The sequence below is a fragment of the Annamia dubia NIES-4383 genome, assembly GCF_055394725.1.
The window spans coordinates 330,128-347,519 of record NZ_AP025630.1; the positions used below are offsets into that span (position 1 = coordinate 330,128).

Consider the following 17,392-nt stretch of genomic DNA (forward strand, 5'->3'; position numbering starts at 1 on the left):
TCGTTATTTATTATTAGTAAAGGACAAATTTTAAACCAAAATAACTAATGGTAAATTGTCCATTTTCAACTATCAACTGATAAAATACTAATAATGAATAACTAATAACCAATAACCAATTACTAATAACTAATTACAACATTGATTTATGTCTAGTGAGATTTTTGGTCAAGTCATAACTGCGATGATCACTCCCTTTACCCAAGAGGGAGAAGTTAACTATTCAGAAGCCGAAAAATTGGCTGATTATTTAATTCAAAATGGGAGTGATGCGATCGTTGTCTGTGGCACTACGGGCGAGTCTCCCACCCTTAACTCTCAAGAAAAATTGAATTTATTTTCCGCCGTCAAAAATGCGATCGCCGGAAAAGGTAAATTAATCGCCGGAACAGGTGGAAATTGTACTCAAAACGTGATCGATTTGACTCTGAAAACTCAGAAGATCGGAGTGGACGGCACATTGCAAGTTACGCCCTATTACAATAAGCCCCCCCAAGATGGTTTATACCTTCATTATGAGGCAATAGCCCAAGCTTGTCCTGATATTCCGATGATGTTATATAATGTTCCGGGTAGGACGGGCTGTAGTTTGGAAGCCTCCACCGTAGCTAAATTGGCAAAAATTGAGAATATTGTGGCCATTAAAGAGGCTAGTGGCAAAATTGATTTAGCCTGTAAAATTCGCAATTTAACCCCCCCTTCCTTTCTGATTTATTCAGGTGATGATATTATGACACTGCCTTTAATGAGTATTGGGGGAGCGGGAGTTGTGAGCGTTGCCTCCCATTTAGTAGGCAATCAAATGAAACAAATGATTACAGCTTTTGTCAATGGAAATCATCAATTAGCAACAGAAATACACTTAAAATTATGTCCTTTATTTGAAGTAATTTTCTGTACAACTAATCCCATTCCTGTTAAAACAGCTTTAAATTTAAAAGGTTGGAATTTAGGAGGTTTTCGCTTACCTTTAAGCGAATTATCACCAGAACTTACCCATAAAGTGGAGGGAGTTTTAAAAGAAATTGACCAAATTTTTAGCGAAAAATCTTAACCAAAATTTTAAGGGTAAAATGCGTTCTCTCCCCCATCAATCAATTAATCTATTGACTTCCTTAAGCTAAATTAATAACTTTTGAGAACGCAAAAACTTACCTAAATAATTGACTGATGTTATTAATTATGCTAAAAATAAAATAGGTAAGTTTTAAAAAGTATAATGATCATTGTAATTAAACAAAATTTGTTTTCAGACTCCCGCCCTCAGACTAAATATAAATAAATCAGATAATATTTGATCTAATATGCTTAATTTTTCGATCGCCAATTAATAATTATAGTTTCAATTTTTTTACTTAAATCTTTTCTTTTCTTTCCAAAAATCTAATTTACTTTTAAAAATTAATTATCATTAATCAGTCAGTTATTTCTACTAAAAATTTCAATAAAAATTTTACCCATCTTATTTTTTATCTATATGAACCAAAAAAACTATCAATTTAACTTTAATGATTTACACAATTTAAGCTCATCTTAGGGTCTTAAATGATCAAAAATTGAAGATTAACAGTGCATTGATAATCAGGAAAATTCTTAAAAATTTTCCACAAATTAAAATTATCAATTGTTTACTGTCAAATAATAATCTCAATCCCTACCATAGCTATGTGCTATTGGTTTTTCACCTAAAAAAATAATTAAAAATTCAGAAAAAAACATGATTGAAACCTCACAAAAACCATCAATTAAAATAATTCCCCTCGGTGGATTACATGAAATTGGCAAAAATACCTGTATTTTTGAATATAATGACGAAATTTTGTTATTAGATGCGGGTTTAGCCTTTCCTACGGATGAAATGCACGGTATTAATATCGTTTTGCCCGATATTACCTATTTACTGGAAAATCGCCATAAAATCAAAGGGATGATCGTTACCCATGGCCATGAAGATCATATCGGCGGGATCGCCTATCACCTCAAACAGTTTGATATACCCATTATTTACGGGCCTCGTTTAGCCATGTTACTATTACAGGATAAACTTGAGGAGGCCGGAGTTGTCGATCGCACCACCTTAAAAACCGTATTACCTAGAGATAAGGTGAAAGTAGGACAATCTTTTACTGTTGAATTTATCCGCAATACCCACTCGATCGCCGATAGTTTTACCGTAGCAATTCATACTCCCCTCGGTATTATTATCCATAGTGGGGATTTTAAAATAGATCATACTCCCGTAGATGGCGAAAAATTTGACCTACAAAGACTAGCCGAATATGGCGAAAAAGGAGTATTATGTCTGCTTAGTGATTCAACTAATGCGGAAATTCCTGGTTATACCGCCTCAGAATCCTCAGTAGTTCCCAACTTAGATCGAATTTTTGCCCAAGCCCCCGGCCGCATCATGGTGACAACCTTTGCGTCATCCGTCCATCGGGTCAATATCGTTTTACAACTAGCCTTAAAACATAACCGCAAAGTGGCAGTAGTCGGCCGTTCCATGTTAAATGTGATCGCCCATTGTCGCAATCTCGGTTATATCAAATGTCCTGACGATTTATTTGAACCTTTAAAACGGGTTCACAGTTTACCCGCTGACAAAGTGGTAATTTTAACCACAGGCAGTCAAGGAGAGCCTTTAGCCGCCATGACTCGCATTTCAAAATGTGATCATCCCCAAATTAAAATCCGTCAAGGTGATACGGTGATTTTTTCCGCCAATCCCATTCCGGGCAATACCATTGCGGTGGTCAATACCATCGATCGCTTGATGATACAAGGTGCAAACGTGGTTTATGGCAGAAATCAGGGCATTCACGTTTCCGGCCATGGGGCGCAGGAAGATCATAAACTGATGTTGGCTTTAACTAAACCTAAATTTTTCATGCCTGTGCATGGGGAACATCGGATGTTAGTGCAACACGCTAAAACCGCTCAATCTTTGGGTATTGCCCCCCAAAATATGGTCATTATTGATAATGGTGATATTGTGGAATTAACCCAAGATGAGATCAAAATCGCAGGTCAAGTACCTTCGGGGATTGAGTTAGTGGATCATGCGGGTATTGTTCACGATGTGGTGATGAAAGAGCGTCAACAACTGGCTGAAGATGGCATTATCACCATTGCCACCGCCATTGATGAAGGTGGAAAATGGTTAGTTCCCCCAGAAATACATTTAAGAGGAGTTGTGACGGGAATAGAACATTCATTCTTAAATAAAATGATTTTAAAGACTTTAGATCAGACTTTAAATGATTATTGGGGTAAATATAGTAAAGAAGATGGAATTGATTGGACTGGCTTACGTTTAGAGTTAGATCAAGCCATGCAAAGGCTGATCAAACGGGAATTACGCAGTCGTCCCCTCGTGGTCTTTTTAATGCAAAGCCCAGAGGTTAAATCTGAGTTTTCCGCTTCCCAATCCTCAGTTAAAACTCCTAATCCTCGCCCCAATGGAAAAATCAAACTTAAATCTTCTTTGGAGATTCCCGTCAACCCTGTTGAAATCACCTCGACTCAACCGTTAGTTAAATCTCCTGTGACGAATACCCCCGCACGTCGTCGCCGTAGACGTTCTACGGCTTCTGTTGCAGGGTAAATTTGTTATATTTTGCCCCCTAATCCTTTTCCTAAAGGTGAAAGGGGGTTATTTAATAATATTTGATGTTAAGAAATCAAATATTATGAAAAGCCTGATCATTTTTAACGGAAATTAAGTCTAATTTCCTAATCAATATGGCGATTGATTTTTAATTTTTCAAGTTTAAAATTATCTTTTTACCTTTTATGTTTTTTTTCAGAATAAACCTTAAATCGTTCCAAATCTGCCTTAATCGTTGACTCAACTAAACGCCCTAAAAATAAATTATCCATGATTTTACCTAACATTCCCGGAATAGCATAAGCGATGGTTAATTTAACAATACTACGTTCATGGCGATCGTAAAAACGAATTGCTCCTTTATTGGGTAAACCGTCTATAGATTCCCATTGTATAATTTGATTGGGAATGACTTTTAAAGTGCGCGATAACCAACTAAATTCAAAATTACCACTGGCCAACTTCCAACGGGATAAATCAGGGCGATCTTCTAATATTTTAACCGACTCGATCCATTTCATCCAACGGGGCATTTGCTCAAGATCTGACCATAAACTCCAAGCAAACTCGATCGGCACATTAACTTCTATTTCAATACTATGTTTTAACCAGTCTGTCATAAAAAAATTTAAAATAAAATTAGTTATTGGTTATTAGTTATTTGTTATTTGTTATTAGTAATATTTCTTGATTATACCATGAATATTGATCAAATTATTAAATAGTTCCTGATGATCAACAATTTAAAACCTAATTCCACAGAAAAAAGACTCTTTTTTATTGCACTGTTACCCCCTTTACAAGTGCAAAAAATAGCCCAAGCAATGAAAGAAGAATTTGCGAATCTTTATCATAGTAAAAACGGTTTAAAGTCACCACCCCATATTACTTTACAAGCCCCTTTTAAATGGCCAATTAATCAGATTAACCTATTAAGTGAAAATTTAGAAAAATTCTGTCAAAATCAAACATCAATCCCCATTATTTTAGATAATTTTGGCTCATTTAAACCCCGTGTTATTTATATCAATGTAGAGAAAACAACGGAATTATTAAAAATACAACAAGAATTAAGTTTAAACTTAGCCTCTAACTTAAATATTATTGATCATCGTTCAAAAAATCGAGCATTTAACCCCCATTTAACCCTTGCCCATAAGGATTTAACCCCTCGTAATTATGATCAAGCATGGGAAAAATATCAAGATAAAACTATTCATTTTGAATTTATAGTTTCCGAATTAACCTTATTATTACATCAGGATAGAAAATGGGAAATTTATCAACAATTTCAACTAAAAAATATAGCTTAGTTGTTGTAATTAGTTACAACAACTAAATTGATCACAAAATTAACACAAACTAGGTACATTAACGACACTAGAATTAAGAGAATAACTAGATTTTATAGTAGATGTTTCTTTTATTTCAATTTTAGAATTATTGATAGGATCACCATTAGTATTTTCTGTAATAGATTGACTAATGTTTTCACTAAAATTATCATTAAGATTGTCTTGGTTACTTTCTGAATTGCTATTATTGTCAGATACAGGATCAAGATTAATAGCTAAACTTTTACAAGGAATTTTATCAGATAAAATAGCACTTGCTATCATACCAGTATGAATTTCTAATAAAGCTTCGGGAACAGATTCAAAAACTAATCTTTGTCCCGGAAATACTACCCTTTCAAAATACCAATTAGAAATGTTTGTAATTCTTGCTACTTGGATTTGACTGGTAGCATTAACATAACAACAAAGTAAAACATTTTTATCATCATTGGGGATGGGATCAAGGATCTGAGCCATAATAACCGAGGAATTTAATCAATAGAGAGTTTACTAAACTAATAATTTTTACGTTAGCACTAAGCGATCCCCGACTCTGTAAATAATACTACCAATCTCTAAATATTTGTTTAAATATTTCTTTTAGTATTGATAGATAAATATTCGGTTAATTCTTAAACTCAATCTGCATACTATATTTTTGACCTAATCCTTAATATCTTAATCTTTTTTTTATATTTTTGAAAATTGGCGGAAAATTAGGTACTTTTACTATGGGTCTAAATTTAGCTGTCAAACCAAAATTATTAAATAAAATTGAATCTTGATCTGAAGATCAAATTAGTAATATTTTTAGGTTAAGCTTTTTAGCTTAATTTTAAGATTAATAAATCAAACAATATTAAAAACTGGATAATTTATAATAAAAGGGCGATCGCATTAAAAGCATTTGACTTTTAACTACTGATTACTGATAAAATTTGAAAGGCTAAAAATTATTAACATTTTTGTAATTGATTAACTAATATGACTATTGAAGAATTTTTAAAATTAACTGCTGGTCAATGGTTTACCCAACGTACCAGTTATCTTTTAACTGATGAACAAGTGGAAAATAGTAAGGCAGAAATTACCACTGAGTTATTAAATGCCGATCATCCCGAAGTGATCCAACTATGTCAAAAATCTAATTTTTCAGGCGATCAAAGTCTTGGAGCAATTAAATCTACTTGGAATAATTCCGTAGACTGGGGAAAACCTAAAGTTGAGGGATCATCTTTATTAGTCTTTATTCCCGATGGGGAGCAAATCAATCAGGGTCAAGTTTTACGCTATCTTAGTAGTAATCCATCTTCTACAAGCATTGCTAATTATTCATTTCAAGAAGATGGAGTTTTAACTTTATCTTTGCAACAAGAGGATCTACAATTGGAAGAACGTCAATGGTTTGCCAGTGATAATTTAAAACTGCGTAACACCGTTGTCAATCAAGGTCAAAAATGTACACAAACAGCATTTTATTCTGAGATCCGTAGGCTCATCACACCTAAACAGTAAACAGTTATCAATGACTAATGACTAATGACCAATGACCAGTATTAAGAATTGCTATAATTAAGTTATTATTACTGTTATCAGATAACAAATCAAAATTAACTTTAATTGTTTAAACTAAAAGAAAATCTTAAACTAATAATCTAAATCTAAAATTTTAATTAAAATCAAATGGCAACCGAAAACATACGCTTACGCAATGAATTTATCAATACTCAAGTAATTACCCGCAATAGTGGTAAACGCTTGGGGGTAGTTAAAGAATTATTAGTAGATATAGATCGCCGTGAGGTGGTAGCTTTAGGATTAAGAGATAGTGCTTTATCTGTCTCTGGAATGCCTAAATATATGTATCTCAATAGCATTATTAATAGTGGTGATGTGGTACTCGTAGAAGACGAGGATGTGATTGAAGATATTGATGCAGAGGCTTATAATAAGCTGATTAACTGTGAAGTGATTACAGAAACAGGTGAACCTTTAGGACGAGTCAGAGATTTTCAATTTGATGTTAGTCAAGGGCGAGTTTCTTCTTTAATTATTGCTTCCATCGGTTTACCCCAAATTCCTGATCAGTTAATTAGTACCTACGAAATACCCATTGATGAAGTTGTTAGTAGTGGCCCTAACCGTTTAATTGTCTTTGAAGGTGCGGAAGATCGCATTACTCAATTAACGGTAGGATTATTAGAACGCTTAGGGATCGGCCGTCCCCCTTGGGAAAGGGAAGAAGAAGAAATGTATTATCCCCCAACGGTACGCCCTGAAAATCAATTAGGTACGGGTATTCCCGTGCGTACTCCCGTAGCTACTCCCATTAAAGAGGCACAACCGATCCGTGAAGCGACATGGGATGAAGATGATGACTGGCGGGAAAATCGCGCCCCCGTTAAACCCCGTCAAATGGAGGCGATCGCCTATGATGATTATGATGATAATTTAGAGGAAGATAATTGGGGTGAAAGTCGCGCCGCTAAAAATTATCAACCACCTAACTACAGCACACCTTCCCGTTCAAAACGCTATGATTATCAAGGGGATCATGATATAAATGAAGATGTTTGGGATGATGATAGTCAGGATAATTATAATGCCCCTCGCATTAATATTCCTGAACGTCAAAAAAGACCTGAATATGAAGAAGAATTAAATTAAAACATAGTAGAGACGTACCATGGTACGTCTCTACAGGTTTATTGACAAAAACTTAAGAAGCAAGAGCTACTTCAGCCATTTGTTGAAGTTCACCGCTTTGATAAAGTTCAACCATAATATCTGAACCGCCAATAAATTCCCCATTAATATAAACTTGAGGAATGGTAGGCCATTTAGAATATTCCTTAATACCTTGACGAATATCAAAATCTTCTAAAACATTAAAGGTTTCAAAAGGAATACCTAAAACATTAAAAATCTGCACCACATTGTTAGAAAAACCACATTGGGGCATTAATTTTGTTCCCTTCATGAAAATCATAATTTTATTTTCTTCGATCAGTTTCTTAATACGATCTTTTGTTTCTGGAGTCATAGTTTTTATTTAATAATGATTATAATTACAACAAAATCAAGTTTAATTTTAGTTTTATTTTAAAGAAAATTAAACCCTTTGTCCTGCTTGTTGCCAAGCAGAAGGAGTATAGGTTTTGAGTGCTAAAGCATGGATCGCCTCAGTTGCCATTTCCTCGCTTAAGGCACTGTAAACTAATTGATGTTGTTTAACTTTGGTTTTCCCTTCAAACTCGGAAGAAATGACGATCGCCTCAAGATGATCACCACCTCCTGTTAAGTCATTGACCATGACTTGAGCATCGGGTAATTGATTTTTAATGCGGTTTTCTACTTCTCTTAAACTTATCAATTGTTATCTCCTATGGTTGAAGTTTATTTTAATCATTTTACCTAGTTTTTGCCATAATTTCTACCCATTTTATAGCACGATGCACTTATTGATTAAAACAATTTTTTAAGGGTTATAATTGAATAAATTAAAATAATTAATAGGTAAGAGTAATTTAGATGACTCGTAGTTTATCAATGATTGGACTTTTAATCGTGGCGGCACTCGGCGGTTGGCTAATGATCAAGCAGTTACAGTCATCTGCTCCCACAACAGCCATTGATAAAGCCAATAAAGCGGCTGAAACTGTTGAAAATCAAACCGACAAACTTCAACATGATCTCAATCAACCTTAAATCAAAATTTAATTTAATTTTATTTTTATTGGCGGCGATCGCTGGTTCTGTTTTTCTTGTTTATCACTTGATCAAATCACCGGAGGTTAAGATGGAACTTTCAAGCCCTGCTTTTGCCCATAATACCATGATGCCCTCAAAATACACTTGTCAAGGGGAGGATCTCAGTCCCCCTTTAATCATAAAAGATCTGCCAGAGGGTACAATCTCATTAGCATTAATACATGACGATCCAGACGCTCCCATGGGGACTTGGGATCATTGGTTAATCTGGAATATTAAACCCACTGATGAAATTAAAGAAAATAGCACCCCTGGAACCCAAGGGCGTAACAGTTGGGGTAAAAATGAATATGGTGGAGCTTGTCCCCCCAGTGGAACTCATCGCTATTTTTTTAAACTCTATGCCCTTAATACAATGGTTAATTTAAACAGTGGAGCAACTAAAAAACAGCTAGAAAATGCCATCAAAGGGCATATTTTAGCAACGGCCGAGTTAATCGGCTTGTATCAAAAATATTGATCATGGTTAATTATCAAATTGGGATTATGAATTTTTTGTAACAAATAATACTATTTGCTAAGGATATGCTAATCTGTTAAATAGAAAGCTATCTAAAAAATTATTATTGAAAAAAAGAGGATAAAACAACTATGAATCGTCAAGAAACCTTAAAAAATGCCGCATCCGCTCATCGTGCTAGTTTACGCAAAAGTTTAGAACGCCGTTTAGAACTCGCTAGAGCAAAAGATGATGAAAAATTGTTACGTCAGTTAGAAGCCGAAGCAAGTTATTTACATCTTCAATAAAATTTTTTTGACTATCATAAATTTTTTTCAGATTTTTTTAATTGATAAAATCAAAAAGAAGCCGAGTTTCCTTGAGAGGCTCGGTTTCTTTTTGATCAAGCGGGTAGCGGGACTCGAACCCGTGACATTCAGCTTGGGAAGCTGACGCTCTACCAACTGAGCTATACCCGCAATTAAATTCATTATACCCCAAAATTGGAAAATTTAAACATTGAACAATGGACAGTGGACAGTTACTATTTGATCATTCTAATTATTATTTTATGATTAATTAAATATGGATTTAACCGAATTTTCACAATTATTAGTTAATGGTATTGCGGTTGGCTGTATTATCGCTTTGGCCGCTGTTGGTTTAACTTTAACTTATAGTATCTTAAATCTTTCTAATTTTGCTCATGGAGATTTTATGACTCTAGGGGCTTATTTAACTTATGCTAGTAATGCTAGTGGTTTACCCATTGTCATTTCAATTATGATTGGTATTATTGGCACGGTGGCGGCAATGTTAATTTCTGAACAGTTATTGTGGAAAAAAATGCGTCAACGTAGGGCTACTCCCACCACTTTAATTATTATTTCCATTGGTTTAGCTTTATTTATTCGCAGTGCCATTTTATTTATTTGGGGGAGTAGTAACCAACGCTATAATTTACCTATTGCTGAGGCTTTAGATTTTTTCTCGGTTAAAATACCGATGAATCGCATTATAATTATGATTTTAGCTCTAATTGCGATGATTGCTTTACATTTTTTACTCACAAAAACTAAAATTGGTAAGGCCATGAGGGCTGTCGCTGATAATCTTGAATTAGCAAGGGTTTCAGGCATAAATGTGGAAAAAGTTGTGTTTTGGACATGGATAATTACGGGAACTTTAACGGCCTTAGGTGGTGCGATGTATGGTTTTATTGCCGTTCGTCCTTTAATGGGGTGGCTCTTAATCCTACCAATGTTTGCTTCAATTATTTTAGGAGGAATTGGTAATCCCTACGGTGCGATCGCCGGAGCGTTAGTGATAGGGGTGGCACAGGAGTTAACCGTTCCCTTTTTCGGTGCTGAGTATAAACTAGGGGTAGCCTTATTAATTATGATTTTAATTCTATTATTTCGCCCTCAAGGATTATTTAGTAAATAAAATTATTTTAAAATAATTTTTGATTTATTAACATCAAAAACAAGCAAAAAAATTGATGATCAAAAGCTTACAAAAAACATAAAATTTGACATTAAAAAAGCCCCCCTTTTTAGGAGAGGGGCTAACAAATTTAAGCAGTTTGTTCAACAGGATAAACACTCACTTTACGGCGGCTACGATCCTTATATTCAAAGGTAACAACCCCATCAATTAAAGCAAATAAAGTGTCATCATTGCCCCGACCAACATTGTTTCCGGGGTGAACTTTTGTACCTCTTTGACGAATTAAAATGCTACCTGCGGTTACAACTTGACCACCGTAGCGTTTAACACCTAGACGTTTAGAATTAGAGTCACGTCCGTTTCTTGTACTACCAGTACCTTTCTTATGAGCCATTGTTTGATCCTCAAATAATAGTTAATTTTTATTTTAAATGATTAGTTTTGAAAAATGGAAAATTCCGCAATTTTTATCTTAACAAATTTCGGAATTTTCGCTTATTTTTGATTAAGAATTAGCACTAACTTCTTCTTTATTAGCTGAGGAAGCAGAAGCTAATTCATTACCATTTACTTTAATAGAATTAATCATTAAACGGGTTAATTCTTGACGATGACCACGTTTTTTGCGGGTTTTCTTTTTCGGTTTCATTTTATAAACTAAAACCTTTTTACCCCGTAAATTTGATAAAATTGTGCCTTCTACGGTAGCACCACTCACATAAGGTTGACCGATGTGAATATCATTTTCATGGTGAACTAATAACACTTTATCCACAGTATAATTAGAATCAATTTCAGCGTTTAATTGATTAATGTCATAAAAACGACCCGGTTCAACTCTTAGTTGTGTTCCACCAATTTCAATAATAGCGTAAGTCATAAATTGCCTCAATAAATTTGTGCCGTACAGGTAGCAATTGTTAAATATTTGTAATCTTTTATTATCTTAATTCTAATTTTAGTTAGAATTTAATAACTAATAAAAATAATCCACAAATTAATAACAATTAATGCTTTTAGAATGTCTTAACCTGATCCGAGCAGGAGTTAGACACACAATCTAGCATTATAACTTAATTGTTGCCCTTTTGTCAAAATAAAAACAGAAAATTAATTAAATTTATGAATATCTTAACTAAAGCCCGTTTACGTCGTCTTCATTTTCAACTAGCCCCCATTATGATTTTACCTCTGTTGTTAACGGTGATCAGTGGCGTTTTATTTCAACTTGCTGACTTAACTGGAAATGCTAAAGAATTTCGCTGGTTAATTAAAGCACATATCGGTAATTTTGGGAGTCTTCATTTAGATAAAATTTATCCTTTTTTAAATGGTTTCGGGGCTTTATTTTTGTGTATTACTGGTATTATGATCTGGTTACAAACTCCCCGCCGTAGAAAACAAGACTAAACTAATTAATAATTGATAATTGATTAATTACTAATAACTAATTATGAATGAATTAATTATTTCATGGGACGAATATCACGCTAAAATTGAACAATTAGCGCGAAAAATATATCAATCAAAATGGCAATTTAATCAAATTATTTGTTTAGCTAAAGGAGGGTTAAGAGTAGGCGACATTTTATGTCGTTTATATGATGTTCCTTTAGCTATTTTATCAGCCCAATCTTATCGGGGGCAAGATAATAGAAAAAGGGGAAATATTATATTTTCTCAAAATTTATCTATGACTACGCCCCAGTTAGGAAATAAAGTTTTATTAGTAGATGATTTAGTAGATTCAGGTGTAAGTTTATCTGCTACAATTGATTGGTTAAATCAACATTATCCCCATCAAATTCAAGAATTAAAAACTGCTGTAATTTTTTATAAAAGTTGTTCAACTTTTATCCCCGATTTTTATGTTGATTATTTAACAGATAATCCTTGGTTAATTCAACCTTTTGAAACCTATGAAACTATCAAAATTGAAGAACTTTAAGTTAATTTTACCATCGTTAAACTTGTTAATTTTTATGTTAAAATAAGCTCATTTTTTTTAAGTTATTTTCTAACCATTGGGCATCTTTTTTACGATTAGTTTGTATCTCTAATAATCTAATTCCCGTATCTGGTAAAGGGTTTAACATTTTTTCTAATTCTTGCCATGTTTTTATTAAAAAATATTCTATTTGATAAGTTTTTGATAACTGTTCAAAATTAATATTTTGGGGTGTGGCAAAATATTCTTCAAATTGTTCTTCAAATTGGGCGATCGGTAAAGTTTCAAAAATGCCTCCCCCATTATTATTAATTAAAATAATGGTTAAATGGCCTCGAAATTTATCTTTAATTAATAAGCCATTAAGATCATGTAAAAAAGCTAAATCTCCTGTTAATAAAATGCTACTTTTGCTATCATGGCCTATGCCTAAAGCGGTGGATAAAGTGCCATCAATTCCGTTAACCCCTCGATTGAAAAATGGTAAAATTGCGCTATTTTTTGGACTCCAAAAATATTCTACATTTCTGACTGACATACTATTAGCGATAAAAATTGGAGTGGCTGAAGGTAAGGTTTTTGATAATAGCCAAGCGGTTTTTCCTTCAAATAATTCTGTCATTTTTGACATAGTTTGATCAATTTTTTCTTGGGTTTTTTGATTGAGAAATTTCCATTCTTTTAAATAGGTTGATAATTGAGATTTATTAACACCTTGATTAATTTCTGGATAACAATTAATAAAATCTTCTATTGTAATTCTCAGATGATTACTATTACTATGTAAAGGATCTAAATTTTCATAATAATCTGCAAAAATCCATCGTTGAGGATTGGCTTTTTTTAACCATTCTCTTAATACCACGCTGGTGGGTAATTCTCCTATTTGAATTACCATTTTTGGGGTTAGTTTTTCCCCATATTTACTATGTCTTAAAATCAGATCATAATTATTAATTAAATGGGGATTTAATTCGGCATAATTTCTAATGGGTGATAGCCCTTCTCCTAATACTATCCAGCCCAAATATTGGGATAAACAAGCGATTAAATAGCAATATTCCCAAGGTTGATTACTGTGATCTACTCCTGCAATAATAATTCCTTGTTCGCAATTTTTCCAATGATTAATTAAGCCATGATCTGGTTGATTAATACTATAATTAATTTTAATTTTTTCTGGTTTAAGATTACTAAAAAACTTGTTTTGATCGAAAGAATTTTGTAATAATAAAAGTTTTTGATTATCTTCTTTTAAGGGTTCTAAAGGTTTAGAAAAAGGACAGTTTAAATGCACCACTCCTTTAACTGGAAATAAGGTTTTTTCGTATGCAAAAATTAAAGTTTGTCTTAAATAATTTAATAAATTAATATCTATATTGGGGAGGGATAATTCTGTTTGCCAAGTGGGATAATTACCGTATAATTTTAACTGATCTATGGTTTGGCCGGCGTGACAATCTCTTAATTCTGAAGGGCGATCGGCTGTTAAAATTAAGAGGGGAACATGACTATATTTTGCTTCAATAATTGCGGGATAAAAATTAGCACTAGCCGTGCCAGAAGTACAAATTAAAGCAACAGGAATACCTGATTTTTTAGCTATTCCTAAAGCAAAAAAAGCGGCGGATCTTTCATCTAAAATTGGTATAGTTTCAATTTTAGAATGATTAGCAAAAGCAAAAGTTAAAGGAGTTGACCGAGATCCGGGGCAAATAATTGCGGTTTTTAAACCTAATTGAAATAAGGTTTCTACTAAAATTGATGCCCAAAGTGTATTAGTATTACGAAAATCTAGCATATATTTTTATTATAATAATTAATAGTTTAAATACTAGATTTATTTTATCATATAATAGTTCTCAATCAATCTTAACAAGTTTAAAACAAAAAGTTGGGTATTTTCTTAGTAATTAAAGAATGCTCTTTATCTGTTAAGAAAAACCCCAACTTTTAAAAGTTAAAAGTATTAATATTTTTAATTTTCATATAAAAGATCCGATTCAACCGCACAATCATATCCCGCATCTTCCATAATATCAAGAGCTTGTCTATTCCCATTAACTGCATCACGTCTTAAATGTCTAAAATGAGTTAAATTGATCGCTGAATTATGGTATCTATAATTATTATTGAGTTTGTTTAAAATACAATTACAAATATTAGTCGCATCAGCTTGGGAAGCCCCTTCATACTCCCTTAATACCCTGTCTTTACAACTATTACGAAAAGCAATAACATCAGGATCATTAATCGGATAAGGAATAGCTTGATTTTGTTTGTGATCAGGGGTTAAACTTTCGGCTTTAACCGTGTTTATTTGGGGCAAAGATACGGGTAACAATGTACAAATAGACACCGCAATTAAAGTTACATTTTTAATGTTAAATTTCATGTTTAAGTCACTTCCTTTTTGAATAATAAGTCTAGTGTTTATTGTAATTTATTCTGGCAAAATTGCAAGAATTTTGATTGATTATTCTTTTAATTTTTGCTTTGATTTTAAAGGATCATAAGCTTGAATTAAATTTTGGGCAGAGTAAACATAAAATACCTCTGTTGTCACTCCCCCACGACTTAAAGCAATGGTGGTAAGTTCCCTGATTTCCCGAAAATAATGGCGATAGTCATTGATAAATTTAGATTTATTGCGAAAACGCTCTAAAGTGATATATAATCCGTCTTTTCCTACCCAATCCTCTGAATGATCCCAAAATAAATAACCCCTCATATCATCACTAAAACAGGTGATTGGTAAGTTTGTGAGAGGGCGTAAGGCCATGTCAATTAAGCCTCCTAAATAATATGTATTAGTAAATATAAATGTTGATTTATGTAAATAGTTTTTTAATAATTCTGATTTTTCAAACCCTTGGCGTAGTTGGTTAATGTCTAAAAGTTCGGTAGACGGATCATTTTTAGCGGAGATAAAACCGCCAAATAAGGCGTATTGACTGCCTTTTTGAAATGTTCCGGTGGTTACATGAAGTAGGGAAATTAATAATAAAATATTGACAATAATTGCTGTACTTTTTAACCATAAAATCACTTTTTTTCGGGAATATTTTTCAGACCAAATAACGGCTTGTTGTCCTAAAAGTAAGGTTAAGCCCCAAAAGCCCGGCATTGCCCATGTGGCAAGGATTTGTTGAAAATAGCCTAAGAGGGTAAAACCAAGGGTTAAAGGTAGGGAAACTGAGAGGATAAACCATTGTTGATCCTCTAAAATTGTTCTATTTTTTAGTTTCTGAGGATTAAGAAAAGTTGGCAATTGTTGAAAAAGAGTTTTCAGACTTACCCACCACAGGGGAAAACCAATTGTAGGGAAAAGATAACCAATGTTAGCTAAAAATACTCCGATTAAATTAGGTAATTTATAAACGGGTAATGGCTCATCTGGATCGGGTTCAAATCTTTCTGATAAATGAAATTTAAAAGTAATCCAATCATGATTAATATTCCAAATCCACAGAGGAAAAAGTGTTATAAAAAATATAATAATTCCAATAATTGCCCATTTTGATAGAAAAATATGACGATAACGGGGATTAATTAAACAAAATAGGAAAATACCAAAAGCTAATAAAAAACCGTGATATTTTCCTAAACAAGTTAAGCCTGTTAAAATTGCTAAGATTACGATTTTATAAGTAGGTTTATATTGTCTATGTTCTGAATTATTAAGAGGAAAAAACTCTAAACTGGCACAATAGAGGGAGGCACTCCAAAAAAAGATTAAAGGGCTATCTGGTAGTGTAATTGTACCAAAGGCTATCTGAAACATGGGAATGATCGTGGCGATCGCAAGGGTATAAATACCTGTTTTTTTGCCAAAAAGATGAGAACCTGTTAAATATAGTAAAAATAAACTACCTGTATGGAGTAAAACCGCGCCAAGTCTGAGGGTGAAAATAGAGGTGTGGCCGGTGATCCAGCGGCCAAAGCCTGTGGTTAAAGCCACTAAAATGGGGTGATCAAAATAACTCCAGTCTAAATGTTCGGTATAAAGATAATAATAAGCCTCGTCATAACCGGGGGTCAAAAAAATAGCAATAATTAAGCGAATTAGCAACCCTAAAGCTAAAATTGAGATCATTAATTTGTGTTCTTTTTGAGTGAACCAATTTTGAATTTTTTGCATTATATTATATTTAGATAATGGAGATAATTAGATAGTTTATCAGTTAACAGTTAACAATTGATAATTAATTTTAAGAGGAATGCTATCATGAATTATACTATTGATATGACTTCAGTTTTGACAATGAATGATGATCAATTTTATCAACTTTGTCGTAATAATCCTGATGTTAAATTTGAGTTAAATAGTAAAGGAGAATTGATTATTATGCCCCCAACTGGCGGAGAAACTGGAATTATTAATGCTGAAATTAATGCAGAATTTATTTTATGGAATCGTCAAAAAAAATTAGGAAAAGTGTTTGATTCTTCTACTTGTTTTAAGTTCCCTAATAATGCTAAATATTCGCCAGATCTAGCATGGATTAAATTAGAAAGATGGGAAAAATTAACATTACAAGAAAGGGAGACATTTCCGGCGATCGCCCCTGATTTTGTGTTAGAATTAATGTCCCCTAGTGACACCTTAATTAATACTCAAAATAAAATGATTGAATATATTAAAAATGGGGTAAAATTAGCTTGGTTAATAGATAGAAATAAAAAAATAATAGAAATTTATCGCCAAGATCAAGAAAAAGAAATCTTAAATAATCCTCAATCTTTATCGGGTGAAGATATTTTACCAGATTTTAGTTTAGATTTAACAAATATTTGGTAAATGGCATTTTATATTATAAAATATTAAAGATAAATTTTAA

Annotated in this window: 21 protein-coding genes and 1 tRNA gene; 12 read left to right on the plus strand and 10 right to left on the minus strand. The window is 33.0% G+C overall.

Features of this window, described 5'->3' with window-relative positions; all coding sequences use genetic code 11:
• The first annotated feature begins 148 nt into the window (after nucleotides 1–148).
• Entirely contained in the window at nucleotides 149–1,054 is a 906-nt protein-coding gene (dapA, locus tag Anndu_RS01625) for a 4-hydroxy-tetrahydrodipicolinate synthase (RefSeq protein WP_464102698.1), read from the plus strand.
• A gap of 663 nt (nucleotides 1,055–1,717) precedes the next feature.
• Complete coding sequence (locus tag Anndu_RS01630; RefSeq protein ID WP_464102699.1) at nucleotides 1,718–3,604, plus strand: ribonuclease J; 1,887 nt, start codon at nucleotides 1,718–1,720, stop codon at nucleotides 3,602–3,604.
• A 179-nt stretch (nucleotides 3,605–3,783) separates the two neighbouring features.
• Here the strand turns inward: Anndu_RS01630 and Anndu_RS01635 are convergent, their stop codons facing one another.
• Nucleotides 3,784–4,227: an SRPBCC family protein gene (locus Anndu_RS01635; protein ID WP_464102700.1), complete on the minus strand. Its 444-nt coding sequence runs from the start codon at nucleotides 4,225–4,227 to the stop codon at nucleotides 3,784–3,786.
• Between the two features lie 111 nt (nucleotides 4,228–4,338).
• On the opposite strand from Anndu_RS01635, the gene Anndu_RS01640 reads away from it, so the two are divergent.
• Nucleotides 4,339–4,920 (plus strand): 2'-5' RNA ligase family protein, encoded by a 582-nt coding sequence (locus Anndu_RS01640; RefSeq protein WP_464102701.1) that lies wholly within the window; start codon nucleotides 4,339–4,341, stop codon nucleotides 4,918–4,920.
• A gap of 39 nt (nucleotides 4,921–4,959) precedes the next feature.
• Here Anndu_RS01640 and Anndu_RS01645 read toward each other — a convergent pair whose 3' ends face one another.
• Nucleotides 4,960–5,421 (minus strand): DUF1830 domain-containing protein, encoded by a 462-nt coding sequence (locus Anndu_RS01645; protein WP_464102702.1) that lies wholly within the window; start codon nucleotides 5,419–5,421, stop codon nucleotides 4,960–4,962.
• 507 nt (nucleotides 5,422–5,928) lie between these two features.
• Here Anndu_RS01645 and Anndu_RS01650 point away from each other — a divergent pair.
• Both Anndu_RS01650 and Anndu_RS01655 read left to right on the plus strand, forming a co-directional pair.
• Entirely contained in the window at nucleotides 5,929–6,459 is a 531-nt protein-coding gene (locus Anndu_RS01650) for a phycobiliprotein lyase (protein WP_464102703.1), read from the plus strand.
• A 168-nt stretch (nucleotides 6,460–6,627) separates the two neighbouring features.
• Nucleotides 6,628–7,611, plus strand: a complete 984-nt coding sequence (locus tag Anndu_RS01655) for a PRC-barrel domain-containing protein (RefSeq protein WP_464102704.1) — start codon at nucleotides 6,628–6,630, stop codon at nucleotides 7,609–7,611.
• Nucleotides 7,612–7,663: 52 nt separating this feature from the next.
• On the opposite strand, the gene grxD is transcribed toward Anndu_RS01655, so the two are convergent.
• Together grxD and Anndu_RS01665 are read right to left on the minus strand one after the other, a co-directional pair.
• A complete protein-coding gene (gene grxD / locus Anndu_RS01660; protein WP_464102705.1) occupies nucleotides 7,664–7,987 on the minus strand; it encodes a Grx4 family monothiol glutaredoxin in 324 nt (107 codons plus the stop codon).
• 69 nt (nucleotides 7,988–8,056) lie between these two features.
• On the minus strand, nucleotides 8,057–8,257 hold the full coding sequence (locus Anndu_RS01665) for a BolA family protein (RefSeq protein WP_464104019.1): 201 nt from the start codon (nucleotides 8,255–8,257) through the stop codon (nucleotides 8,057–8,059).
• 218 nt (nucleotides 8,258–8,475) lie between these two features.
• Here Anndu_RS01665 and Anndu_RS01670 point away from each other — a divergent pair, with 218 nt between their 5' ends.
• The 3 genes from Anndu_RS01670 to pirA all read left to right on the plus strand — a co-directional run bounded on the left by Anndu_RS01670 (nucleotide 8,476) and on the right by pirA (nucleotide 9,462).
• Nucleotides 8,476–8,652: a hypothetical protein gene (locus Anndu_RS01670; protein ID WP_464102706.1), complete on the plus strand. Its 177-nt coding sequence runs from the start codon at nucleotides 8,476–8,478 to the stop codon at nucleotides 8,650–8,652.
• Nucleotides 8,633–9,175 (plus strand): YbhB/YbcL family Raf kinase inhibitor-like protein, encoded by a 543-nt coding sequence (locus Anndu_RS01675; RefSeq protein ID WP_464102707.1) that lies wholly within the window; start codon nucleotides 8,633–8,635, stop codon nucleotides 9,173–9,175. The genes Anndu_RS01670 and Anndu_RS01675 overlap by 20 nt, the downstream gene beginning before the upstream one ends.
• Nucleotides 9,176–9,306: 131 nt before the next feature.
• A complete protein-coding gene (gene pirA / locus Anndu_RS01680; protein ID WP_464102708.1) occupies nucleotides 9,307–9,462 on the plus strand; it encodes an arginine synthesis PII-interacting regulator PirA in 156 nt (51 codons plus the stop codon).
• A gap of 98 nt (nucleotides 9,463–9,560) precedes the next feature.
• On the opposite strand, the gene Anndu_RS01685 is transcribed toward pirA, so the two are convergent.
• Nucleotides 9,561–9,633 (minus strand) — tRNA-Gly (locus Anndu_RS01685).
• Nucleotides 9,634–9,739: 106 nt separating this feature from the next.
• On the opposite strand from Anndu_RS01685, the gene Anndu_RS01690 reads away from it, so the two are divergent.
• Nucleotides 9,740–10,600 (plus strand): branched-chain amino acid ABC transporter permease, encoded by an 861-nt coding sequence (locus Anndu_RS01690; protein WP_464102709.1) that lies wholly within the window; start codon nucleotides 9,740–9,742, stop codon nucleotides 10,598–10,600.
• A 130-nt stretch (nucleotides 10,601–10,730) separates the two neighbouring features.
• Here Anndu_RS01690 and rpmA read toward each other — a convergent pair whose 3' ends face one another.
• Complete coding sequence (gene rpmA, locus Anndu_RS01695; RefSeq protein WP_464102710.1) at nucleotides 10,731–10,997, minus strand: 50S ribosomal protein L27; 267 nt, start codon at nucleotides 10,995–10,997, stop codon at nucleotides 10,731–10,733.
• Nucleotides 10,998–11,108: 111 nt separating this feature from the next.
• Nucleotides 11,109–11,483 carry a 50S ribosomal protein L21 gene (gene rplU / locus Anndu_RS01700; protein WP_464102711.1) on the minus strand — a complete coding sequence of 125 codons (375 nt, stop codon included), beginning with the start codon at nucleotides 11,481–11,483 and terminating at the stop codon, nucleotides 11,109–11,111.
• 242 nt (nucleotides 11,484–11,725) lie between these two features.
• Between rplU and Anndu_RS01705 the strand changes: the two genes are divergently transcribed.
• Both Anndu_RS01705 and Anndu_RS01710 read left to right on the plus strand, forming a co-directional pair.
• Nucleotides 11,726–12,013 (plus strand): PepSY domain-containing protein, encoded by a 288-nt coding sequence (locus Anndu_RS01705; protein WP_464102712.1) that lies wholly within the window; start codon nucleotides 11,726–11,728, stop codon nucleotides 12,011–12,013.
• A 43-nt stretch (nucleotides 12,014–12,056) separates the two neighbouring features.
• Nucleotides 12,057–12,551: a phosphoribosyltransferase gene (locus Anndu_RS01710; protein WP_464102713.1), complete on the plus strand. Its 495-nt coding sequence runs from the start codon at nucleotides 12,057–12,059 to the stop codon at nucleotides 12,549–12,551.
• 37 nt (nucleotides 12,552–12,588) lie between these two features.
• On the opposite strand, the gene menD is transcribed toward Anndu_RS01710, so the two are convergent.
• The 3 genes from menD to Anndu_RS01725 all read right to left on the minus strand — a co-directional run bounded on the left by menD (nucleotide 12,589) and on the right by Anndu_RS01725 (nucleotide 16,692).
• On the minus strand, nucleotides 12,589–14,352 hold the full coding sequence (menD, locus tag Anndu_RS01715) for a 2-succinyl-5-enolpyruvyl-6-hydroxy-3-cyclohexene-1-carboxylic-acid synthase (RefSeq protein WP_464102714.1): 1,764 nt from the start codon (nucleotides 14,350–14,352) through the stop codon (nucleotides 12,589–12,591).
• A gap of 177 nt (nucleotides 14,353–14,529) precedes the next feature.
• Nucleotides 14,530–14,946, minus strand: coding sequence for a hypothetical protein (locus Anndu_RS01720; RefSeq protein ID WP_464102715.1), 417 nt, complete (start codon nucleotides 14,944–14,946; stop codon nucleotides 14,530–14,532).
• A gap of 81 nt (nucleotides 14,947–15,027) precedes the next feature.
• On the minus strand, nucleotides 15,028–16,692 hold the full coding sequence (locus tag Anndu_RS01725) for an ArnT family glycosyltransferase (RefSeq protein ID WP_464102716.1): 1,665 nt from the start codon (nucleotides 16,690–16,692) through the stop codon (nucleotides 15,028–15,030).
• An 87-nt stretch (nucleotides 16,693–16,779) separates the two neighbouring features.
• On the opposite strand from Anndu_RS01725, the gene Anndu_RS01730 reads away from it, so the two are divergent.
• Complete coding sequence (locus Anndu_RS01730) at nucleotides 16,780–17,352, plus strand: Uma2 family endonuclease (protein ID WP_464102717.1); 573 nt, start codon at nucleotides 16,780–16,782, stop codon at nucleotides 17,350–17,352.
• The last annotated feature ends 40 nt before the right edge of the window (nucleotides 17,353–17,392 follow it).